This is a genomic window from Streptomyces xylophagus (genome assembly GCF_000716435.1).
In the GTDB taxonomy this organism is placed as follows: Bacteria; Actinomycetota; Actinomycetes; order Streptomycetales; family Streptomycetaceae; genus Streptomyces; species Streptomyces xylophagus.
On the sequence record NZ_JNWO01000012.1, the window covers coordinates 20,025 to 41,607 of the forward strand.

Below are 21,583 nucleotides of genomic sequence, written 5' to 3' on the forward strand. Positions count from 1 at the left end.
GGGACGGCCGCGATTTTCCGGCCGTCTCTTGGCATATGCGTGCCGATCGGGGGAACGAGTGCCCCCGTTGGGCCGTCTCCACAAGCGAGGCAGTGCCTCACATGCTGACAATGGCGAAGACCCTCGCGCAGTGTTCGTGATGGCGCGTCTACGATGGAAGCCTTCACGTCACTGCACCCACTTCGCCGACCTGAAAAGCCCTCAAAAGCTCCCAGGAAGGCCAGACGAATCCTGATGGGGAACTCAATGTCGTTCATCGGCCGTGACATGGCTGTCGACCTCGGGACCGCCAACACGCTGGTGTACGTCAGGGGTCGCGGGATCGTACTCAACGAGCCGTCCGTCGTCGCGATCAACACCAACACCGGTGGCATTCTGGCGGTCGGCTCCGAAGCCAAGAAGATGATCGGGCGCACGCCCGGCAACATCGTTGCCGTACGTCCGCTGAAGGACGGTGTCATCGCCGACTTCGAGATCACCGAGCGCATGCTCCGCTACTTCATCCTGAAGATCCACAAGCGGCGCTATCTGGCCCGCCCCCGTGTCGTCGTCTGTGTGCCCTCGGGCATCACGGGCGTCGAGCGCCGTGCCGTCATCGAGGCGTCGTCCCAGGCCGGCGCCCGCCAGGTGCACATCATCGAGGAGCCCATGGCCGCGGCCATCGGTTCCGGCCTGCCGGTCCACGAGGCCACGGGCAACATGGTGGTGGACATCGGCGGCGGCACCACGGAGGTCGCGGTCATCTCGCTCGGTGGCATCGTCACCGCCCAGTCCATCCGCGTCGCGGGCGACGAGTTGGACAACGCGATCATCCAGCACATCAAGAAGGAGTACTCGCTCCTTCTGGGTGAGCGGACGGCTGAGCAGATCAAGATCACGATCGGTTCCGCGTACGACCTCGACGACGACCAGCACACCGAAATCCGCGGCCGGGACCTGGTCTCCGGCCTTCCGAAAACAGTCGTCATCTCGGCCGCCGAAGTACGCAAGGCGATCGAAGAGCCCGTCAACGCGATCGTCGACGCGGTGAAGACGACCCTCGACAAGTGCCCGCCGGAGCTGTCCGGCGACATCATGGACCGCGGAATCGTTCTGACCGGCGGCGGAGCCCTGCTGCAGGGTCTCGACGAGCGGCTGCGCCGGGAGACCGGAATGCCGATCCACATCGCCGAGGACCCGCTGGACAGCGTGGCGCTCGGCTCCGGCAAGTGCGTCGAGGAGTTCGAGGCGCTCCAGCAGGTTCTGGACGCCCAGCCGCGCAGATGACGTAACGCTTCGATTCCGCCGTACGGGATGATCTCCTCTCGTGCGGCGGATCGTTGATACGGAGGCATAGGCTCCGACATAGGCCCCCATTCACACCTGACGGGCCTCCATATACACCTGCATACCTGAACCACACACCTGCATACCTGAACCTCTGCACATTTCTATGAGGAAGGCACGGCCGCCGCACGTGAGGGACACACGAGAGAGCCGGCTGCTCCTGGTGCTGCTGATCGCCGTCGCGTTCGCGTTGATCACGGTGGACATCCGGGGAGGGCAGGACTCGCCGGTCGAGGGTGCCCGCCGGGCCGCGGCCACCGTGTTCGGCCCGATCGAGAACGGCGTGTCGTCCGCCGTCAACCCGGTCGGTGACGCGGTCTCGGCGGTCCGCGACTCCGGTGAGCGGCACGACCGGCTCGCGCTCCTGGAGAAGGAGAACGCGGCTCTCAAGGCGAAGCTCGGCAGCGACGACCGCAACCGCAGCCGCCTGAACCAGCTGGACAAGATGCTGAAGGTGGCCGGCGAGGGCCAGTACGGCATCAAGGGCGCCCAGGTCATCGGGATAGGAGCCGCGCAGAGCTTCTCCTGGACGATCACCATCGACGTCGGCTCCAACGACGGCATCAAGCGCGACATGACCGTCCTCAACGGCGACGGGCTGGTCGGCCGCGTCACGACCGTCGGGCCCGACGCCTCCACCGTCCTCCTCGCCAACGACCCCGACTTCACCGTCGGCACCCGGATGGAGGGCAGCGACGAACTCGGCTTCGCCTCCGGTGAGGGCGACGGCCCGCTGCGCGTCGAACTCCTCAACGGCAAGGCGGAGGTGCAGAAGGGCGACCGCCTGGTCACCTTCGGCTCGCAGGCCGACAAGCCGTTCGTGCCCGGTGTCCCGGTCGGTGTCGTCTCCCGCGTCGACCCCTCCGGCGGCGGTCTGACCCGCACGCTGTACGTCACGCCGTACGTGAACTTCACCAAGCTCGACATCGTCGGCGTGGTCGTGGAGGCCCCGAAGAAGGACCCGCGTGACACGGTCCTGCCGGCGAAGCCCAAGCCGACCCCGATCCCGACGGTGACCGTCACGGTCACCCCGTCCGCGAACGCGCCGGTCGACGGCCAGCAACAGCAGTAGGAGCCCCTCCCCATGCGTGTCAACCGGATCCTGCTCTCCGTGCCGCTGGTCGTCGTCGCCCTCGTGATCCAGGTGAGCGTCCTCGCCCGCCTCCACCTCCCGGGCGCCGTCCCCGACCTGCTGCTCCTCACGGTCCTCGGCCTGGCCATGGTCTACGGCCATGTCACGGGCGCCCTCATCGGCTTCGGCGCGGGCCTCCTCGCCGACCTCGCCCCGCCCGCCGACCACGCGGCCGGGCGCTACGCCCTCGTCCTGTGCGTCATTGGCTATTTCGCGGGCCTCGCGAAACCCGAGAACGGCCGCCTCAAGTCGGCGACGGGCCCGATGGCCGTCGTGGTCGCCGCCGCGATCGGCGCCACCCTCCTCTACGCCGGTGTCGGCGCCCTCGTCGGCGACACCGCCGCCCGCCATGTGGGCCTCGGCAGCCTGCTGTTCACAGCCGCCCTGTACGACCTGCTGCTCGCCCCGTTCGTCGTCCCCGGCGTCATGGCGCTGGCCCGCCGCGCCGACAACGACCCCCTCGCCGAGACCAACGCCGCCAAGTCGGCCGACATCTCCTCGGGTTGGCTCTCCTCGGGCACCGGCCTCAAGATCGGCGGCCAGCGCGGCGGGCTGAAGATGAAGACGGCACGCGCGCGCGTGGCCCGTGCCGGGCGCATCAAGGGGGTCAAGCGGCTTTGAGGGCGCGGGAGTTGGCGGCAGGGGAGTCGGCGTACGGCCACACAGGTAGGTCGTATATGACTCATACACACATCGAGAGGGGGAGGCAGCACCAATGACCAACATCCCGGAGACCGGTCGGACCCCACGGGTCCAGATCAGGCTCGTCGTCATCCAGGTCCTCGTTCTCTCCCTCCTCGGCACCCTCGGCGGGCGCCTCTGGTACCTCCAGATCCGTGAGGGCGCCGCGTACCAGAAGGAAGCGTCCGGCAACCACGTCCAGCAGGTCGTCGAGCCCGCGGTGCGCGGTTCGATACTGGACGCGCGCGGTGTGCCCCTCGCCGACAACGAGACCCGGCTCGTGGTCTCCGCCTCCCGCACCGACCTGCTGAAGCAGGCCGACGACGGCAAGGCCGTCCTCACCAAGCTGGCCGGCGTCCTGGGCCTGAAGCCCGAGGACGTCATCCAGAAGGTCCGGCTGTGCGACGCGAAGACCCCGCAGCCGTGCTGGAACGGCTCGCCCTACCAGCCCATCCCGATCACCGACGAGGCCACCGCCAAGCAGGCCCTGCAGATCCGCGAGCGCGCCGAGGACTTCCCCGGCATCACCGCCGAGCCCGAGGCCGTACGGCGTTACGCGGCCCCCGGCGACGCCAACGCGGCCCAGGTCCTCGGCTATCTCTCGCCGGTCACCGACGACGAGATCACGCAGGCCAAGGACTCCGACTCGCCGTATCTGCGTTCCGACCAGGTCGGCCGGTCCGGCCTGGAGCGCGAGTACGACAAGGAACTGCGCGGCAAGGCCGGCGTCACCCGCTACGAGGTCGACAACCTCGGCCGCGTCATCGGCAAGGCCAAGTCCGATGCTCCGGAGCCCGGTTCGAACCTCGTCACCAGCATTGACGCGCGCGTGCAGCGGGTCGCCGAGTACCAGCTCGACAAGGCGATGAAGACCGCCCGCGAGCAGTACGACAAGATCACCCAGGAGAACTACAAGGCCGACTCCGGTGCCGTGGTCGTGATGGAGGCCAAGACCGGCCGTATCGTCGCGATGGCGTCCGCGCCGACGTACGACCCGAACGTCTGGGTCGGCGGCATCTCCGCCAAGGACTACAAGCAGCTCACCGGCAAGAACTCCGACTACCCGCTGCTGAACCGGGCCATACAGGGTCAGTCGGCGCCCGGTTCGACGTTCAAGGTGGTCTCCACGGCCGCCGCGGTCGAGGCCGGCTACGCGTGGGACGGCGGCTACCCCTGCACGAGCTCGTACTCGGTGGGCGGCCAGGTCTTCAAGAACTTCGAGGGCGAGAACTTCGGCCCCATCTCGCTGGGCCGCGCGCTGGAGGTCTCCTGCGACACCGTCTTCTACGGTCTCGCCGACGCCCAGTGGAAGAAGGACGGCGGCATCAACCCGAAGAAGGGTGAGCCCAAGGACTACTTCTACAAGGCGGCCCACCAGTTCGGCCTCGGCAAGACCACCGGCGTCGACCTCCCCAACGAGGTCACGGGCCGGATCCCGGACCGCAAGTGGAAGCAGGAGACCTGGCAGGCCAACAAGGCCTACTGGTGCAAGACCGGCAAGAAGGGCGGCACGTACGTCCAGCAGATCGCGTACGAGAACTGCCTCGAAGGCAACAAGATGCGCGAGGGCGACTCGATCAACTACTCCATCGGCCAGGGCGACACCCTCGTCACGCCGATCCAGGAGGCCATGATCTACGGCGCCCTCGCCAACGGCGGCACCGAGTACGTCCCGACCATCGGCAAGGCGATCGTCAGCGCCGACGGCAAGACCGTCACGGAGATCAAGCCGAAGGTGAAGGCCAAGCTGCCGATCAGCGCGGCCACGCACAAGGGCATCGACAAGGCCCTCGCGGGCGTGGTCACCAGCGGTACCGCCGCCTGGAAGTTCCAGGGCTGGCCGCAGGACAAGATCGAGCTGCACGCCAAGACGGGTACCGCCGAGGTCTACGGCAAGCAGACGACCTCGTGGTTCGCGACGTACACCAAGGACTACACGGTCGTCATGACGATCGCGCAGGCCGGTACGGGTTCCGGCGCCTCCGGTGAGGCCGTGCGCAACATCTACAACGCCATGTACGGCGTCCAGGCCGACGGCTCCATCGACAAGAAGAAGGCGATGCTGCCCACCCCGCAGACGAGCCTCCCGAAGGTCCGCACCGACGGCACGATCGCCTCCCCGAAGATCACCGCCGACCCGGCCAAGGAGCTGGAGAAGCAGCAGAAGGCGACCGAGGAGGGCGTCACGGCCGCGGACGACACCCAGCAGCCGGCCACCTCGCCCTCACCGTCCACCACCAACAGCAACACCCGTAGGCGCCCGCGCAGAAGGGGAAGCCGGAGGATGCTCACATGACCGGCAACAGCTTCTCCGTCTCCGGATACGGCCCCGACCGGGCCGGCTGGACGCGGGTCTTCGCCCGTGACTCGCTGGCCCGCCGGCTCGACTGGCCGATACTGCTGTCGGCGATCGGCCTGTCGCTGATCGGCTCGCTCCTGGTCTTCTCGGCGACCCGCAACCGCACCGAGATCAACCAGGGCGACCAGTACTACTTCCTGATCCGGCACCTGATGAACACCGGCATCGGCATCGCCCTGATGATCGCCGTCGTCTGGGTCGGCCACCGCACCCTGCGCGTCATCGTCCCCTTCCTGTACGGCGCCTCGGTGTTCGGCATCCTGCTGGTGCTCACCCCGCTCGGCTCCACGGTCAACGGCGCGCACTCCTGGATCGTGCTCGGCGGCGGCTTCTCGCTCCAGCCCTCGGAGTTCGTGAAGATCACGATCATCCTGGGGATGGCGATGATCCTCGCCGCCCGGGTCGACGCGGGCGACAAGCCCTACCCCGACCACCGCACGGTCCTCCAGGCCCTGGGCCTGGCCTCCGTCCCGATGATGATCGTCATGCTGATGCCCGACCTCGGCTCGGTCATGGTCATGGTCATCATCGTGCTCGGCGTCCTGCTGGCCTCCGGCGCCTCCAACCGCTGGATCTTCGGCCTGCTCGGCGCGGGCACCCTGGGCGCGATCGCGGTCTGGCAGCTGCACATCCTGGACGAGTACCAGATCGCCCGCTTCGCCGCCTTCGCCAACCCGAGCCTCGACCCGGCCGGCGTCGGCTACAACACCAACCAGGCCCGCATCGCGATCGGCTCCGGCGGCCTCACCGGCGAGGGCCTCTTCCACGGCTCGCAGACAACCGGCCAGTTCGTCCCCGAACAACAAACAGACTTCGTCTTCACGGTCGCGGGCGAGGAGCTGGGCTTCGTGGGCGCGGGCCTGATCCTCGTCCTCCTGGGCGTGGTGCTGTGGCGCGCCTGCCGCATCGCCCGCGACTCGACCGAGCTCTACGGCACGATCGTCGCCGCCGGAATCGTCGCCTGGTTCGCCTTCCAGGCCTTCGAGAACGTCGGCATGACCCTCGGCATCATGCCGGTCACCGGCCTACCCCTGCCGTTCGTGTCGTACGGAGGCACGTCGATGTTCGCGGTGTGGGTGGCGGTGGGGCTGTTGCAGTCGATCCGGGTGCAGCGACCCATGTCCGCATAGTCACAATTTTCACCGGGTCGCTACCTCCCCATTTACCCGAGTTTCCCGGGGGTTCATTTGGGTCGCCCTCTGCCATCCCGGCCCGTCAGCAACTAGATTCGGTTCATGGCGGACACAAAGCGCGAGATCGAGCGTAAGTACGAGTCCGACGAGAGCGGCCTGCCCGACCTGACCGGCGTCGCCGGCGTCAAGGCGGTCATCGACAAGGGCGTCGTGAGTCTGGACGCCGTGTACTACGACACGGCCGACGAGCGCCTTGCCGCGGCCTCGACGACCCTGCGCCGCCGCACCGGCGGCTCCGACGCGGGCTGGCACCTGAAGGTGCCGGTCGCGCCCGGCGTCCGCGACGAGATCCGGGAACCGCTCTCCGACACCGTGCCGGACAGCCTGGCCGCGCTGGTCCGCTCCCGCGTGCGCGACGCCGAGCTGCTGCCCGTTGTCCGCCTGCGCTCCGACCGCGACCTGCGGCACCTCGTGGACGCGGACGGCGCGCTGCTCGCCGAGGTCAGCGTGGACGCCGTACACGCGGAGCGGCTCACCGAGGGCGGCGGCACCGTCCAGTGGACCGAGATCGAGGTCGAACTCGCCGACGACGGCGACCCGGTCTTCCTCGACAAGGTGGAGAAACGATTGGGCAAGGCGGGCGTACGGCCGTCGTCGTCCGCGTCGAAGCTGGCACGGGCGCTGGCCGAGACGGCACCCAAGAAACGGCGTAAGGCGAACGCGAAGCGCGAGGAGCCCGCCGATCCGGTCACCGCCGGCGACCACGTCCTCGTCTACGTCCGCGCCCAGCGCGACGCGATCCTCGAACTCGACCCCGCCGTACGGCAGGACACGTACGACTCCGTGCACCGCATGCGCGTCGCCACCCGCCGCCTGCGCAGCACGTTCCGCTCCTACGGCAAGGTCCTCGACCGCACGGTCACCGACCCCATCGGCGAGGAACTGAAGTGGCTGGCGGGCGAGTTGGGGGTGGACCGCGACCGTGAGGTGATGACCGAACGCCTGACGACGGTCCTCGACGAACTGCCCGGCACCCTGATCTCCGGCCCGATCCGCACCCGCCTGGACACCTGGGCGGGAGCCAGGCGCGGCGGATCACGCAGCCGGCTGATCGGCGTCCTGGACTCCAAGCGCTACCTCGCCCTCCTCGACACCCTGGACGCGGTGATCGCCGAACCGCCCCTGCTGAAGGACGCCGCCGGTGCACCGGACAAGGTGATCGGCAAGGCCGTACGCAAGGACTTCGAAAAGGTCTCCGCGCTCGTGGAGGAGGCGATCGGGGCTCCGCCCGGCGCGGACCGCGACCTCGCCCTGCACGAGGCCCGCAAGAAGGCCAAGCGCACCCGGTACGCGGCGGAGGCGGCCACTCCGGCTCTCGGCACTCCGGCCCGCGCGCTGGCCAAGTCCATGAAGTCCCTGACCAGCCTGCTCGGCGAGCACCAGGACAGCGTCATGGTCCGCGAGACCCTGCGCGAGCTGTCCGAGGTGGCGCACGCCGCGGGGGAGAGCTCGTTCACGTACGGGGTGCTGTACGGGCGGGAGGAGCAGCGGGCGGCAGGGGTGGAGGCGGCGTTGCCGGGGGCGTGGGAGGAGATCGTGGCCGAAGGGTCCGTCTGAGCCGTACGGGGGACGTCCGGGATCGCGTTAGTCTGGATGGTCACCCGTCCGTTCAGTACCGCTCACGAAGGTTCGCGAGATGCCTGCCGAAGTCGCTGCGGCCGCAGAGTCCGTGTTTCCGCAGCTCGAAGCCCTGCTCCCGCATGTGCAGAAGCCGATCCAGTACGTCGGCGGCGAGCTCAACTCCACCGTCAAGCCGTGGGAGTCGTGCGACGTCCGCTGGGCGCTGATGTACCCGGACGCGTACGAGGTCGGCCTGCCCAACCAGGGCGTCATGATCCTCTACGAGGTCCTGAACGAGCAGGAGGGCGTCCTCGCCGAGCGCACGTACAGCGTGTGGCCGGACCTGGAGGCGCTGATGCGGGAGCACCGCGTCCCGCAGTTCACGGTGGACAGCCACCGCCCGGTAGGCGCCTTCGACGTGTTCGGCCTGTCGTTCTCCACCGAACTCGGCTACACGAACATGCTCACGGCGCTGGACCTGGCGGGCATCCCGCTGGAGTCGAAGGACCGGACGCTGGACGACCCGATCGTGCTGGCGGGCGGCCACGCGGCCTTCAACCCCGAGCCGATCGCGGACTTCATCGACGCGGTGATCATCGGCGACGGCGAACAGGCCGTCCTCGACATGACGAAGATCATCCGAGGCTGGAAGGCGGAGGGCCGCCCCGGCGGCCGCGAGGAGGTCCTCTTCCGCCTGGCGAAGACGGGTTCGGTCTACATCCCCGCGTTCTACGACGTGGAGTACCTGCCGGACGCCCGTATCGCGCGCGTGGTCCCCAACAAGTCGGGTGTCCCGTGGCGGGTGTCGAAGCACACGGTCATGGACCTCGACGAATGGCCGTACCCCAAGCAGCCGTTGGTGCCCCTGGCCGAGACGGTCCATGAGCGGATGTCGGTCGAGATCTTCCGCGGCTGCACGCGCGGCTGCCGTTTCTGCCAGGCGGGCATGATCACGCGCCCGGTGCGGGAGCGCTCGATCACGGGCATCGGCGAGATGGTCGAGAAGGGCCTGAAGGCGACGGGCTTCGAGGAGGTGGGCCTGCTGTCGTTGTCGTCGGCCGACCACTCGGAGATCGCCGAGATCGCGAAGGGCCTGGCGGACCGTTACACGGAGGACAAGGTCGGCCTGTCCCTCCCGTCGACCCGCGTGGACGCGTTCAACGTCGACCTGGCGAACGAGCTGACGAGGAACGGCCGCCGCTCGGGCCTCACCTTCGCCCCGGAGGGCGGCTCCGAGCGCCTCCGCAAGGTCATCAACAAGATGGTCTCGGAAGAGGACCTGATCCGCACGGTCTCCACGGCGTACGGCAACGGCTGGCGCCAGGTCAAGCTGTACTTCATGTGCGGCCTGCCGACCGAGACCGACGAGGACGTCCTCCAGATCGCCGACATGGCGATGAAGGTGATCGCCGAGGGCCGCAAGGTCTCCGGCCAGAACGACATCCGCTGCACGGTCTCGATCGGCGGCTTCGTCCCCAAGCCCCACACCCCGTTCCAGTGGGCCCCGCAGCTCTCGGCGGAGGAGACGGACGCCCGTCTCGGCAAACTCCGGGACAAGATCCGCGGCGACAAGAAGTACGGCCGCTCGATCGGCTTCCGCTACCACGACGGCAAGCCCGGCATCGTCGAGGGCCTGCTGTCGCGAGGTGACAGGCGCGTGGGCGCGGTGATCCGCGCCGTGTACGAGGACGGCGGCCGCTTCGACGGCTGGCGCGAGCACTTCTCCTACGACCGCTGGATGCGCTGCGCCGAGAAGACGCTGCCCGCGTTCGGCGTGGACGTCGACTGGTACACCACCCGCGAGAAGACGTACGAGGAGGTCCTCCCCTGGGACCACCTCGACTCCGGCCTCGACAAGGACTGGCTCTGGGAGGACTGGCAGGACGCCCTCGACGAGACGGAGGTCGAGGACTGCCGGTGGACGCCTTGCTTCGACTGTGGGGTGTGTCCGCAGATGGACACGTCCATTCAAATCGGGCCTACGGGCAAGAAGTTGCTGCCGCTGACGGTGAAGCAGCCCGCGGGGAACGGGCACTCGCACTGAGCGGTCGTCGTTCAGCCGGCGGGGGCCGGGCCGTAGAGCGCGGCGATGTCCTTCGATGTCGCCCACCCGCTGAAGGTGGGCGACTGGGGCCAGTTCTCCGGTGAGTCCTGCCACTCCTCCTGGCGGCCGTACGGCAGGAGGTCGATCAGGGCGAAGCTGTGGCTGATCTGCTCGGTGCCCCGGCCGTCGGTGTGCCAGGTGCGGTAGACGGTGTCGCCGTCGCGCAGGAACACGTTGACCGCGAATCCTCCGTCGGGCGGTGCGCCGACGTCGGTGCCGAAGGGGCTGTTCGCGGTCGAGTACCACGGCATCCGGTTGCCGACCCGCTGCTTGTAGGCGAGCGCCTCGTCGATCGGGCCCTGGGTGACGATGACGAATCGCGCGTCGTAGTTCTCCAGGAACTCGAGGCGCGTGTACTGCGAGGTGAACCCGGTGCAGCCCGGGCACTGCCATTCCTTGTCGGCGAACCACATGTGGTTGTAGACGATCAGTTGCCGCTTGCCTTCGAAGACGTCCGCGAGCCGAACGGGGCCGTCCTCGCCGTCGAGGGTGTAGTCGGGCATCTCGACCATCGGCAGACGACGACGCTCGGCGGCGATCGCGTCGAGCTCCCGCGTGGCGGCCTTCTCGCGGGCGCGGAGGGTTTCGAGTCGGTGCTCCCACGTCTTGGCGTCCACGACGGGTGGCAGTGCGTCGGCGGTCATGGTTCCTCACAGGGCTTGTGGGCGTGGCTGTGCCTGGTACGGAGGTAGACCTCGCCGGGTCGCGGAACTCATCGGTCGGAGTCGAAGTGGGCCTGCGTCTCGGCGTGAGAGCCTGGGCGGCATGGGGGAAGCGTCCGGCGATCAGGCCGTCACGAGGTTTCTGGCCTCGATCCAAGTCGGTGACCTCTGCCATGGGACAGTCGCGGCGGTTTCTCGGTCTGAGGCGTCGGTGATCCTGGATGGCTTCGCCGGTCAACCGCTCGGGGTGGTGGGGCCGTTGGACGGGTCCTGGGTTCGGAGCTTCGCCGACGTTGCCGCGGTCGGGCGGAGGATCAGCGCTGAGGTGGTCGCCGTCGATCTGGACGAGGGGCAGGTGCGGATGTCGATGGCTGCCACCGAGAACCCGGAACTCTGGGCGTTCCTCAAGCAGCTTCGTCTCGGTGTGATCCTGACCGGCACGGTGGCTGCGATCGAGCGGTTCGGCGTGTTCGTGGCGCTGGACGAGGGACCCGACCATCCGATCCATCCCGGCGTCGGGCTCATCACGTACCCCGAACTCTCCTGGACGCGTTTCGACGCGGTCACCGATGTCGTAGCGGTCGGGCAGCGCGTGTCGTGCGAGTTCCTGCAGTTCGACACGTGGAACGGGGAAGCCCGGCTGTCCCTCCGGGCGACACGGCCGGATCCCTTTCAGGTGTTCGCCGAGGGCATCACGGTGGGCCGGACACTGTCCGGGCGGGTGACCAAGGTGATCCCGTTCGGCTTCTTCGTCCAGGTCGCGAAGGGGATCGAGGGCTTCATCCGACTGCGTGAGCCTGCTGTGGCGCCCGGGGTCGTTCCGGAGCCGGAGGACGTCGTACGGGTGGGTGACGAGATCTCGGTGAGCGTCCTGGAGATCGACCGGGACCGACGCAGGCTGACCTTGTCGCAACGGTCGGTGTGAGGGGCGTCCGGAGGTCTGTGGCGGAACTCCGGGCGCCCCTTCTCACGTGCGGTTCTCGTGCGGTGCGGGGTCGGTCAGGTCGTCCCGCCGTTGATGGCTCCCGGGGACGGTTGCCGTGTCACCTTGGTCCAGGGGTTGGGGGCTCCCGTGGTGATGTTGTTGCAGTTCAGGGTGGCGGGGTCGGTGCTGTTGACCTCGACGCACGTGGTCTGCCAGACCTGACCCGTGGTCGTCATGACGTCGAACTTGATGGGCTCTCCCGCGTTGTTGCTGTGCCCGTTGACGGCGACTCCGCAGACGAAGCCGACGTTGCGTCCGCTGGAGTCCACGCCTCCCGCCGGGTAGCCGGGGTGGGTGCTGAGGTCGGTCCAGAGGAAGGGACGGGGGGTGTTGCTCCTGAGGTCGTGGATGCCCGCGTACGTGAGTCCGCCGGTCAGTGCGACCCGCAGCTCGAAGTTGTTCGAGTCCTGCTGGGCGTCGATGTCGGAGCACGGCCCGGTCGCACCGGTGGCTCCGGTCGCGCCCGTGGGTCCGGTGGGGCCGGTCGCTCCGGTCGCACCTGTCACGCCCTGGGCGCCGGTCGGTCCCGTGGGTCCGGTCGGTCCTGTGGGGCCGGTGGGGCCCGTCGCTCCGGTCGCACCCGTCACGCCCTGGGTGCCCGTCGGTCCCGTGGGTCCGGTCGGTCCGGTCGGTCCCGTGTGGCCGGTCGCTCCGGTCGCTCCGGTGGCTCCGGTCGTGCCCTTGGGTCCGGTGGGACCCGTGGGTCCGGTCGGGCCCTTGCAGTGGCCGTTGCCGCCGGCCCCGGTCGCCTCGGACTTGTGGTGGTGGTTCGGCTTGCAGTCGCCGCCGCCGTTGCCGGCTGCCGCCTTGGTGTGTGCGGTCATGCTCCGCGCCGCCGCGGCGGTCGGACTGGCCACGCCGGCCGCCAGGACCAGCGCGAGCGAGGCCACCATGCCCGCCTTCCTGAACCTGTCGCGGGCCAGCGGCCCGAGTGGCGATGTTCGGAAATCAGGGTTCATCCACATGCTCCTTGCTCGACCGGTTCGGGTGATGTCCCGAATCCGAGTGCGAGCTTGACCTGAGCCGGACGGGGTGACCGGCGTACCGGTTCGGAACGCGCCCGCTTGTCGCCATATCGGACTAATCGGTGCGTTCTGATGGGGCATTTTTTACCTGTGATCACCCGTCCTGGCTAAGTCGCCGCTGTTCGGGGGCTCTAGGGCGCGGTCTTCCGCGTGGATGGACGGCGGCGGGGCGGGCGCGTGCCACCGTGGCGCGCGTGTTTCCGACGGGACGTCAGCAGACCGGGACGGGTGAGACCGTGAAGCAGCAGACCCTCTGTCTGTGCATGATCGTCAAGAACGAGTCGCTCGTGATCGAGCGCTGCCTGGAGGCCGTCCGGCCGCTCGTGGACTATTGGGTGATCTCCGACACCGGCTCGACGGACGGTACGCAGGATCTGATCCGCAAGGTGCTGGACGGCGTTCCCGGCGAACTCCACGAGGACCCCTGGGTCGACTTCGGGCACAACCGCACCCGGAACATCCAGCACGCCCGCGGCAAGGCCGACTACCTGCTCACCCTCGACGCCGACCACGTCATGCGGCAGGACGGCCCGCTGCCCCGGCTGACAGCGGGTTCGTACATGCTGCGCTACGACGCTCCTGGCACCCAGCACCGGTTCAAGCACCTGATGCGGGGCGACTGGCTGTGGCGCTACGAGGGTGTGACGCACGAGTACCCCTGCACCGACGAGCCCGACACCCAGGAGAACCTGGACGCGCTCGTCATCGAGGACCAGGCCGACGGTGGGTGCCGTAGCGACAAGTTCGAGCGCGACGCGCGTCTGCTGCGGCGCGAGCTCGCGCGCGACCCGGACAACCCGCGCACGGTCTTCTATCTGGCCAACACCGAACGCGACCTGGGGCACGTGGAGGAAGCGATCGCTCTCTACGAGCGGCGCGCCGCGATGGGGGGCTGGGGCGAGGAGGTCTACTGCTCGCTCCTGGAGGCCGGGACCCTGCGGGCGGAGAAGACCGACGACTGGCCGGGGGCGATGGACGCGTTCTCGCGGGCCTGGGACGGACGCCCTCAACGGCTCGAAGCCTGCTACGAGTTGGCGTCCCGCCTGCGGATCGCGGGCCGGTACCGCACCGCGCACGCCCTGCTCGGCGACGTCATCGGCAGAGCGGAACCGGGTGATCTGCTCTTCACCAAGCCCTGGGTGTACCAATGGGGGCTCCTCTTCGAGTTCTCGATCACCGCCTACTGGGTGGGCGAGTTCGCGGCCTCCGTGGAAGCGTGCGACAGGTTGCTGGCCCTGCCGGATCTGCCCGCGTCCATCCGCCGCCAGACCCTGACCAACCGGGAGTTCGCGGCCCCGCACGTCGCCGCGGCCCTCCCCCGACCGGCGAACCCCGCGCGCAGGCCGAAGGCCTCCCGTGCCGGCAAGGCGGCCAGGGGCCGGAAGAAGTAGGCGGCGTACCGGCGAGGGAGAGAGGGTCGGCCGGCGTCGAGAGTCAGTCGCGCTGCGTTTCCGATGAGGTCAGCCATGTGCCTACGCCCGCCAGCGTCCCCGCCCCGGAGTCCGACTCCACGTCACCCGCCAGGTCGGCGATCGTGACGGAGCGCAGGGCGTTCCGGCGGGCCGACTCGGCGGCGGCCATCGTGCGGGAGATCGGGCAGGGGGCGGTGCACGCCTCGCGCGGGGTGGCCATCGGGCCGCGCTGGCGGATCTCCGTGCAGACGAAGGCCGGGTCGGGGCCGTCGATCGCCTCGACCACGTCGAGCACCGTGATGGACGCGGGGGAGCGGGTCAGGACGTAGCCGCCCGACTTTCCCTGTACCGAGCGCACCAGCCCGGCGCGGGAGAGCGCCTGGAGCTGCTTGGCGAGGTAGGTCGGCGACACGTCGTGGAACTGGGCCAGGCGTGCGGCCGGTACCGGTGCCTCCGTCGAGGTCAGGACAACGCAGCAGTGCAGGGCCCACTCGACTCCGCCGGACATCTTCACCCGCTTATTTTACTCAGACTCCTGTTGACTCGGATATTTGTTGTCCGGGTATTATCTCGGATAGAAAGTGTCCGAGTTTCGGGATCGGGGTGCCGTCCGAGTCGCTCGGCGGTACATATCGGACGTCAGTCATCTACGGAAGGCGTAGGCCATGAAGATCGCAGTCATCGGCGGAACCGGGCTGATCGGGTCGCAGGTCGTGCGGAATCTCAACGCGGCCGGGCATCAGGCCGTCCCGCACTCGCAGTCCACGGGCGTGGACATCATCACCGGTGAGGGGCTGGAGGAGGCCGTCTCGGGCGCCGACGTCGTCGTCAATCTGACCAACTCACCGACCTTCGACGACGCCTCGATCGGGTTCTTCCAGACCTCGATGGACAACCTGCTCGCCGCGAGCGAGAAGGGCGGGGTCGGGCACTTCGTCATCCTGTCCATCGTCGGTGTGGATCAGGTGCCGGGTCTGGACTACTACCGGGCGAAGGTCCTTCAGGAGAACCTCCTCACGAGCGGGCCGGTGCCGTACTCCATCGTCCGCGCCACGCAGTTCATGGAGTTCATGGACGCGACGCTGGCCATGACGACCGACGGCGACACCGTCCGGCTGCCGCGTACGCCGATCCAGCCGATCGCCGCCGCCGAGGTCGCCGCTGTCGTCGCCGAGGTCGCCGCGGGCGGTCCGCTGAACGGCGTCCTCAACATCGGCGGCCCGGACGTCTACCCCCTCGACGAACTCGGCCGGCTCACCCTGACCGCCAAGGGCGGCGCGGGCTCGGTCGTCACCGACGACACCGCGGGCATGTTCGCCGTCGTTCCCGGTGACGTGCTCACCGCCCCGGACGGCGCGCGCATCACCGCCACTCGCTACGTGGACTGGCTCGCCTGAACCAGCCTGTCAGGCAACTCCCGCCTGGCGTACGCGAGTTCACTGCCTCGCAGTGTGCAGGGAACCCAGGCGGGCCAGGGACTCCGCGTCCTCCGTGTCCGGCTCGGCCGTGCCTACCAGCAGGCACTGGCCGGGGGCGCTCTGTACGTCGAACGTCTGGTACGTGAGCGTGAGGCGGCCCACGTCCGGGTGGTGGAAGGTCTTGGACTGGCGGCCGGGGCGACTGACGCTGTGGTCCTGCCACAGTCTCGCGAACTCCTCGCTGCCGTCGAGGAGTTCGGTGATCAGCGCGCTCAGCTCGCGGTCGTCCCGGTCGTGTCCCGTCGCGAGGCGCAGCGCCTCGGCCGAGCAGCGGGCGACGTGTGACCAGTCGGCGAAGAGGTCCCGGGCCACCGGGTCCAGGAAGAGCGTGCGGACCATACGGCGGGGGTCGCCCAGGGGCGCGAGGAGTGCGTCGGCCAGTGCGTTCGACGCCAGGACTTCCAGGCGCCGGTTGATGATGTACGCCGCCGCCATGGGGAACGCGTGCATCAACTGGAGCAGCGCCGGGTCCACCGCGTCGGACGGCTCGGCGGGGACCGGCCTCGGGACCAGGCCGGCCAGGCGGTACGCGTGCCAGCGGGCGTCCGTGTCGAGGTGCAGGGCGCGGGCGATGGCGTCGACCACCTGGCCGGAGGGGCTGCGCTCCCGGCCCTGCTCCAGCCGCGCGTAGTAGTCGGCGCTGACCCCGGCCAGCACGGCGACCTCCTCGCGCCGCAGCCCGGCGACCCGGCGCGCCCCGGAGCTGGGAAAACCCACCTCCGCGGGCGTCAGCCGGGAGCGCCGCGCACGCAGGAAGTCGCCGAGCGCGTAACCGTCCGTACCGTCCATCCCAAAAGCCTACGGCGCCCCCTCGCTTCCTAGGAGTCGCGCACCCAGGAAGCCCCGTCCTGCCTCATCGGGCCGATCCCGCCGATGCTCGGAAGGCGCGGTGGACCGCTGCCGCGCGGATCGGTTTCTGCGAAGGGCTCCTCATGACCGCCACCTCCGTCCCGTCCGTCTCCCGTACCGGCAAGGTCGTCCTGATCACCGGTGCGAGCAGCGGTATCGGCGAGGCCACGGCCCGGCTGCTGGCCGCGGCCGGGCACCGGGTGGTGCTCGGCGCCCGGCGCGCCGACCGCCTCGCCGCCGTGGCCGAGGAGATCCGGGCGGACGGGGGTACGGCCGACCACCGCGAGCTGGACGTGACGGACCTGGAGAGCGTGCGGGCGTTCGTGGGGGCCGCGCAGGAGTCGTACGGACGTGTCGACGTGCTGGTCAACAACGCGGGCGTGATGCCGCTGGCGATGCTGGAGGCCCTCAAGGTCGACGAGTGGAACCGCATGATCGACGTGAACATCCGTGGGGTGCTGCACGGCATCGCCGCGGTGCTGCCCGTCATGCGCGAGCAGGGTGCCGGGCACATCGTGAACGTCGCCTCCGTCGCCGGGCACCGGGTCGACCCCACCGCGGCCGTCTACTGCGCCACCAAGTTCGCCGTCCGCGCGATCTCCGAAGGACTGCGGCAGGAGAGCCGCGACCTGCGCGTCACCGTGGTCAGCCCCGGCTTCACCCGCAGTGAACTGACCGACGGCATCAGTGACTTGGGCATGCGCGCGGTCGCCGAGGACATGATGGGCATCGCGATCCCCGCGACGGCGATCGGCGAGGCGATCGTCTACGCCGTCAACCAACCCGCCGATGTCGACGTCAACGAGATCGTCGTCAGGCCCACTGCGCAGGGCTGAAGGCGCGGCTGATCACCGAGGTGCGGTCGCCGATGCCGACGGCGGGGGGTAACTCGGGTGCAGTGAAGAGGAGAGCGGGGCGAGCGTGGCGCACAAGGCCGTCGGGAAGGCGGGCTCCGCGCGCTGGACGGCCTTGCAGCCTCCGGCCGCGCTCGCCGTGATCGGTGCCCAACCGGCGGGCTTCGCACGGAAGAACCAGCGGTCGCCCAGCCGGGACGCGCAGCCGGACGGGGACGCGGTCGTGTCGCCGCAGACCGGGCCCGTACGCCAGGAGAAGTCGAGGACCAGCCACTTGCCGTCGCAGTGGTCCGCGTTGAGGTAGGTGTGCTTGGGGGCGTCGGCGGCGATCAGTGCCTGATCGTAGGAGGCGCTGGTGCAGCCGGTGGCCGGCGGGTTGCAGCGCGGGCAACTCGGCGCCGTCGGTGGTGAATTGCGTGTAGTTGTCGACGATCAGTTTCTGGCTGCCCAAGGGCTTGGGCAGCGGGAGGCGCGTCGAGGCCGTGCGTTCCCCGGTGCAGCCGGAGCTCCTGTCCCCCGAGGGGGAGGAGTAGGTGATCTGGACCCACAGGATGTTCCGCTCGGAGGCGCTGAGTACGGCCTTGAGCGCCCGCACACACGGGTGCTTGCCGTCGGGCACCCGTGCGGTCAGGGTCAACGTGCGCTGATCGTCGGCGAGTTGGACCGCCGTGACCGCGGAGGGTTGCATCGTGGTCCAGGGGATCACCCCGGTCGGCGTCGCCTCGCCCGTGCCGCCGGCGACCTGTGTCCCGCAGCCGCCGAGAAGCAGTACGGCTACGGCGCAGAGTGTGGCGACCGCTGCCGCCCCGCGTGTTCTTCCTGGTCGCACGAGCGCTCAATCCCCCCGGATCGCACCGACGTTGACTCCGGTCACGTTGAGCACCGGCATCAAGTACGGGGATCAATATAGGGAGTTCAGTGCGCGGCGACCCAGTCCGCCACCGGCGTGACCTCCGCCTGCATCGGGAACACCTTCTCCGTGAGGACCCGATGCACCTCCGGGTCGTTGTCGAGGCAGCCGTCGGACAGGACGGTGACCGTGAAGTCCAGATCGGACGCCTGGCGGAGAGTCGACAGGACCACGCCGCTGGTCGCGATGCCCGTCAGGACCAGGTGGTCGATGTCGTTCGCCCGCAGGACCATGTCGAGGTCGCTGCCGGCGAACGCGCTGACGCGGCGCTTGGTGACGAGGATGTCGCCGGGTTCCGGGGCCACGTCCGGGTGGATCTCGTTGGCCTGGGCGGGGGCGGCCGACGCGGGGGAGCCCGCGAGCCTGCCGAACATCTTGTTGCGGGGGCTGATCTCCGGGGCGCCGGGGCGGAATCCGACGGTCACGTAGATCACGGGGACGCCGTCCGCGCGGGCCGTGTCGATCGCCTTGCGCAGGCGGGGCAGATACGCCGGGTCGGGGTAACGGTCGACGACGAGGCGCTGGACGTCCATGACGAGGAGGGCTTGCTGGGACACCGTTGTCCTTTCGGACGGGGAGGGGAGTGGACGGCAGGGAAGGGCAGGGGCGGGCTAAGTCATCAGGTGATTACTTGCCTAACGTAACCATGCCCTGTAGTCATGTCAACGAGTGATTACTTGGGCTGTTGAGGGAGGTTGCCGGTGGTGACGAGTGAGAGTGACGGACCCCGTCGGCGGGACGCGGCCGCGACCCGGCAGGCGCTCCTGGAGGCCGCGAGCAGCCGGTTCACCCGACTCGGGTACGACCGCACGACGTTGCGGGACGTCGCCGCCGACGTCGGGGTCAACCTGGCGCTCATCAAGCGGTACTTCGACTCGAAGGAAGGGCTGTTCAAAGCGGCCCTTGCCTCAACTCCGCGCTTTCTGGGCCGCAATGAGGAGTTCCCGCACGACCGGGCCGGCCTCGCCGAGGCGCTCAGTCACCAACTGTCCGCCGGTGCCTGGCCGGAGTTCGGCGAACACCCCGTACTGATGCTGCTCCGCGACTCCGGCGACGAACGCGTGGACACCCTGCGCCGCAAGGCCCTGGCCGAGTTCACCCGCCAGATCCTCGAAGCGTCCGGCGGGGGGCCGGCGGTCGAGGACGACGAACGGCTGCTGCGCGCGGAACTCCTGGTCGCGCTGGGCGTCGGCGTCGCCGTCGTACGGTCCGCCGTAGGACTGCAGCCGTTGCGTGACGCGACCGCCGGTCAACTGGCCGCGCCCCTGCGGGAGATCGTCGACGCGCTGCTGGCGCCCCCTGCCGACGGTCGCTGAAGTCCCGCACAATGCACGGGTGGACGACATCGTGATCCGCCCCGCCGAACCGACCGAGTTGGACGTCGTCGCCGGGCTGCGGTGGCGGTGGATTCTGGAGAGCGGACACCAACCCGTCACCGGCCGTGAGGAGTTCGTACGGCACTTCGTCGACTGGGCGGCGGAGAACACCGGTTCACATCGGTGCATGGTCGTCGTGCGGGACGGCGAAGTCATCGGGATGGCCTGGCTGGCCGTGGTCCAGCGGGTGCCGAGTCCGCGTGCCCTGCTGCGAGCGAGCGGTGATCTGCAGTGCGTCTACGTGATCCCCGGCGAGCGGGACGGCGGCGTCGGCGGGCGGCTCGTGGAGGCGGTGCTGGCCCGCGCCCGGGACCTCGGGCTCGAACGCGTCACCGTCCACTCCTCGCCCCGCGCGATCCCGGCCTACGCCCGCCGCGGCTTCGCCCCCTCGCCCCGCCTCCTCCACGCCCCTGTCACCCGTACCGACCTCTACCCTTGACGCCGAGGGCGGCCTCTTCGGCGACACCCTCACGCGTGAACTGCTGGAGCACGGCGACACCCGGCACGAGCCGGAGGGGTTCACCCGGTACTGGATACGAACGGGGCGCTGAGGCGTCTTGGTAGATATGGACGCCCCTGTGAACTTCGAGAAGCCATCCGCGCGGCCCGCGCCGCAGCCGCCCGAGGGGTGTCTCGCCGTTGCGATCCGCGTTCCCGTACGGATCGTCGTGCTCGTGCTGGTCGTGCCGGTGCGGTTGGTGTGGGACGCGTTGGCGGTGAGTGGGCGGTTCCTGTACCGCACGGTGCTGCGGCCGTTGGGGCGCGCGGTGTTCGTGTGGCCGTGGGTCGTGCTGTGGCGGTACGTCGTCGTACCCGTCGCCAAGGCGGTCGGGTGGCTCGCGAACGTCCTTCTCCTCGTGCCCCTCGTCTGGGCGTACCGGTATCTGCTGACCCCGCTCGGGCACGCCGTCGGCTGGGCTGCCCGTCAAATCGGGAGCGGGCTGGTGTGGGTGTACGCGCGTGTGCTCACTCCCGTCGGGCACGCGTGCGCGTGGGTCGTCAACGGGGTGGCCGCCGTCGTGGCGTGGCTCGGGCGGTATCTGCTCGTCGTGCCCGCCGGGTGGGTGTACGCGTGGGTGCTCACGCCTGTCGGGCACGCGGTCGCCTGGTGCGGGCGCGGGGTGGTGTGGCTGGTGAATGCGGTCGGTACCGGGGTCGGTGTCGTTCTGTACTGGGCGGCCCGGATTCTGCTCGTCCTGCCCGCGATCGCCCTCTGGCGCTGGGTTCTCACGCCGGTCGGGCGGGTGCTCGCCGTCGTCGGGCGGGAGGTGTGGGACGCCCTCGGGCATGCCTGGCGGATCGCGGGGCACATCTCGCTCGCCGTGGGGCGGTTGCTGGGGACCCTCTTCCGGTGGATCTTCGTGGAGCCCGTGAGCTGGGCGTACCGGACCGTTCTCACCCCCGTCGGACACGTCGTACGGGACCTGGTGCTGCGGCCCGCCGCCGAGGCCGCGCGCGGTGTGGGGCGGGTCACCCGGCAGGTGCTGGCCGCCGCGCGCGAGTCCGCCCGGCAGGCGCGTGCCGACTTCCGGCGGATGGTCTTCGGCGAGCCGCGGCAGCCGGAGCCGGTGGAGCGACGGGAACCGATGGGCGACGAGACACGTACTCTTGGTAGGAGTACGACCGTTCTCACGAAGGACTAGGACACTGGGCAAGCGACAGCCCGAAGGCCCGCCG

20 protein-coding genes are annotated in these 21,583 nt (G+C 69.4%); 14 read left to right on the forward strand and 6 right to left on the reverse strand.

All coding sequences use genetic code 11. From position 1 onward, the window contains the following. Positions 1–246: 246 nt before the first annotated feature. The 7 genes from OO70_RS26165 to OO70_RS26195 all read left to right on the forward strand — a co-directional run bounded on the left by OO70_RS26165 (position 247) and on the right by OO70_RS26195 (position 10,295). Complete coding sequence (locus tag OO70_RS26165; protein WP_019063224.1) at positions 247–1,266, forward strand: rod shape-determining protein; 1,020 nt, start codon at positions 247–249, stop codon at positions 1,264–1,266. Positions 1,267–1,456: 190 nt separating this feature from the next. Beyond that, positions 1,457–2,398: a rod shape-determining protein MreC gene (mreC, locus tag OO70_RS26170; protein ID WP_043676361.1), complete on the forward strand. Its 942-nt coding sequence runs from the start codon at positions 1,457–1,459 to the stop codon at positions 2,396–2,398. Positions 2,399–2,410: 12 nt separating this feature from the next. After that, positions 2,411–3,079, forward strand: coding sequence for a rod shape-determining protein MreD (mreD, locus tag OO70_RS26175; RefSeq protein WP_043676363.1), 669 nt, complete (start codon positions 2,411–2,413; stop codon positions 3,077–3,079). A 94-nt stretch (positions 3,080–3,173) separates the two neighbouring features. Continuing rightward, on the forward strand, positions 3,174–5,435 hold the full coding sequence (mrdA, locus tag OO70_RS26180; RefSeq protein ID WP_043676365.1) for a penicillin-binding protein 2: 2,262 nt from the start codon (positions 3,174–3,176) through the stop codon (positions 5,433–5,435). Further along, on the forward strand, positions 5,432–6,628 hold the full coding sequence (gene rodA, locus OO70_RS26185) for a rod shape-determining protein RodA (protein ID WP_043676367.1): 1,197 nt from the start codon (positions 5,432–5,434) through the stop codon (positions 6,626–6,628). Before mrdA ends, rodA begins: the two co-directional genes overlap by 4 nt. 105 nt (positions 6,629–6,733) lie before the next feature. Further along, positions 6,734–8,248 (forward strand): CYTH and CHAD domain-containing protein, encoded by a 1,515-nt coding sequence (locus OO70_RS26190; RefSeq protein WP_043676370.1) that lies wholly within the window; start codon positions 6,734–6,736, stop codon positions 8,246–8,248. Between the two features lie 79 nt (positions 8,249–8,327). Beyond that, on the forward strand, positions 8,328–10,295 hold the full coding sequence (locus OO70_RS26195) for a TIGR03960 family B12-binding radical SAM protein (protein WP_043676372.1): 1,968 nt from the start codon (positions 8,328–8,330) through the stop codon (positions 10,293–10,295). 11 nt (positions 10,296–10,306) lie between these two features. Here the strand turns inward: OO70_RS26195 and OO70_RS26200 are convergent, their stop codons facing one another. After that, a complete protein-coding gene (locus OO70_RS26200) occupies positions 10,307–10,999 on the reverse strand; it encodes a DUF899 domain-containing protein (RefSeq protein ID WP_043676375.1) in 693 nt (230 codons plus the stop codon). Between the two features lie 343 nt (positions 11,000–11,342). Between OO70_RS26200 and OO70_RS26205 the strand changes: the two genes are divergently transcribed. Continuing rightward, on the forward strand, positions 11,343–11,942 hold the full coding sequence (locus OO70_RS26205; protein ID WP_324604873.1) for a S1 RNA-binding domain-containing protein: 600 nt from the start codon (positions 11,343–11,345) through the stop codon (positions 11,940–11,942). A 74-nt stretch (positions 11,943–12,016) separates the two neighbouring features. Here the strand turns inward: OO70_RS26205 and OO70_RS56670 are convergent, their stop codons facing one another. Continuing rightward, positions 12,017–12,961, reverse strand: coding sequence for a hypothetical protein (locus OO70_RS56670; protein ID WP_043676379.1), 945 nt, complete (start codon positions 12,959–12,961; stop codon positions 12,017–12,019). A 302-nt stretch (positions 12,962–13,263) separates the two neighbouring features. Between OO70_RS56670 and OO70_RS26215 the strand changes: the two genes are divergently transcribed. Next, the gene (locus OO70_RS26215) at positions 13,264–14,418 is read left to right on the forward strand and encodes a glycosyltransferase (RefSeq protein WP_234336925.1); all 1,155 of its coding nucleotides are present in this window, start codon (positions 13,264–13,266) and stop codon (positions 14,416–14,418) included. Between the two features lie 43 nt (positions 14,419–14,461). On the opposite strand, the gene OO70_RS26220 is transcribed toward OO70_RS26215, so the two are convergent. Beyond that, a complete protein-coding gene (locus tag OO70_RS26220; protein ID WP_043676736.1) occupies positions 14,462–14,947 on the reverse strand; it encodes an RrF2 family transcriptional regulator in 486 nt (161 codons plus the stop codon). A 157-nt stretch (positions 14,948–15,104) separates the two neighbouring features. On the opposite strand from OO70_RS26220, the gene OO70_RS26225 reads away from it, so the two are divergent. After that, complete coding sequence (locus OO70_RS26225; protein ID WP_043676383.1) at positions 15,105–15,836, forward strand: SDR family oxidoreductase; 732 nt, start codon at positions 15,105–15,107, stop codon at positions 15,834–15,836. Between the two features lie 39 nt (positions 15,837–15,875). Here OO70_RS26225 and OO70_RS26230 read toward each other — a convergent pair whose 3' ends face one another. Next, a complete protein-coding gene (locus tag OO70_RS26230) occupies positions 15,876–16,706 on the reverse strand; it encodes a helix-turn-helix domain-containing protein (protein ID WP_043676386.1) in 831 nt (276 codons plus the stop codon). 143 nt (positions 16,707–16,849) lie between these two features. Between OO70_RS26230 and OO70_RS26235 the strand changes: the two genes are divergently transcribed. Further along, complete coding sequence (locus OO70_RS26235) at positions 16,850–17,602, forward strand: SDR family oxidoreductase (protein ID WP_043676388.1); 753 nt, start codon at positions 16,850–16,852, stop codon at positions 17,600–17,602. Here OO70_RS26235 and OO70_RS52710 read toward each other — a convergent pair. Further along, positions 17,580–18,449 carry a hypothetical protein gene (locus OO70_RS52710; RefSeq protein ID WP_324604874.1) on the reverse strand — a complete coding sequence of 290 codons (870 nt, stop codon included), beginning with the start codon at positions 18,447–18,449 and terminating at the stop codon, positions 17,580–17,582. The two genes, OO70_RS26235 and OO70_RS52710, sit on opposite strands and share 23 nt — an antisense overlap. Positions 18,450–18,535: 86 nt before the next feature. Further along, complete coding sequence (locus tag OO70_RS26245) at positions 18,536–19,087, reverse strand: cysteine hydrolase family protein (protein WP_043676393.1); 552 nt, start codon at positions 19,085–19,087, stop codon at positions 18,536–18,538. A gap of 147 nt (positions 19,088–19,234) precedes the next feature. Between OO70_RS26245 and OO70_RS26250 the strand changes: the two genes are divergently transcribed. From OO70_RS26250 to OO70_RS26260, 3 genes are all read left to right on the forward strand, one after another. Further along, the gene (locus OO70_RS26250) at positions 19,235–19,846 is read left to right on the forward strand and encodes a TetR/AcrR family transcriptional regulator (protein ID WP_063749740.1); all 612 of its coding nucleotides are present in this window, start codon (positions 19,235–19,237) and stop codon (positions 19,844–19,846) included. A 19-nt stretch (positions 19,847–19,865) separates the two neighbouring features. Next, positions 19,866–20,345 (forward strand): GNAT family N-acetyltransferase, encoded by a 480-nt coding sequence (locus OO70_RS26255; protein ID WP_043676398.1) that lies wholly within the window; start codon positions 19,866–19,868, stop codon positions 20,343–20,345. A gap of 139 nt (positions 20,346–20,484) precedes the next feature. Then, positions 20,485–21,549, forward strand: a complete 1,065-nt coding sequence (locus OO70_RS26260) for a hypothetical protein (protein WP_043676401.1) — start codon at positions 20,485–20,487, stop codon at positions 21,547–21,549. The last annotated feature ends 34 nt before the right edge of the window (positions 21,550–21,583 follow it).

Excerpts from the sequence above, each read along its gene's own strand:
- OO70_RS26230 (WP_043676386.1), bottom strand. The coding sequence starts at position 16,706 with ATGGACGGTACGGACGGTTACGCGCTCGGCGACTTCCTGCGTGCGCGG.
- OO70_RS26195 (WP_043676372.1), top strand. The coding sequence starts at position 8,328 with ATGCCTGCCGAAGTCGCTGCGGCCGCAGAGTCCGTGTTTCCGCAGCTC.
- OO70_RS26235 (WP_043676388.1), top strand. The coding sequence starts at position 16,850 with ATGACCGCCACCTCCGTCCCGTCCGTCTCCCGTACCGGCAAGGTCGTC.
- OO70_RS26165 (WP_019063224.1), top strand. The coding sequence starts at position 247 with ATGTCGTTCATCGGCCGTGACATGGCTGTCGACCTCGGGACCGCCAAC.
- OO70_RS26190 (WP_043676370.1), top strand. The coding sequence starts at position 6,734 with ATGGCGGACACAAAGCGCGAGATCGAGCGTAAGTACGAGTCCGACGAG.
- OO70_RS26220 (WP_043676736.1), bottom strand. The coding sequence starts at position 14,947 with ATGTCCGGCGGAGTCGAGTGGGCCCTGCACTGCTGCGTTGTCCTGACC.
- OO70_RS56670 (WP_043676379.1), bottom strand. The coding sequence starts at position 12,961 with ATGAACCCTGATTTCCGAACATCGCCACTCGGGCCGCTGGCCCGCGAC.
- mrdA (WP_043676365.1), top strand. The coding sequence starts at position 3,174 with ATGACCAACATCCCGGAGACCGGTCGGACCCCACGGGTCCAGATCAGG.
- OO70_RS26225 (WP_043676383.1), top strand. The coding sequence starts at position 15,105 with ATGAAGATCGCAGTCATCGGCGGAACCGGGCTGATCGGGTCGCAGGTC.
- mreD (WP_043676363.1), top strand. The coding sequence starts at position 2,411 with ATGCGTGTCAACCGGATCCTGCTCTCCGTGCCGCTGGTCGTCGTCGCC.
- OO70_RS26200 (WP_043676375.1), bottom strand. The coding sequence starts at position 10,999 with ATGACCGCCGACGCACTGCCACCCGTCGTGGACGCCAAGACGTGGGAG.
- rodA (WP_043676367.1), top strand. The coding sequence starts at position 5,432 with ATGACCGGCAACAGCTTCTCCGTCTCCGGATACGGCCCCGACCGGGCC.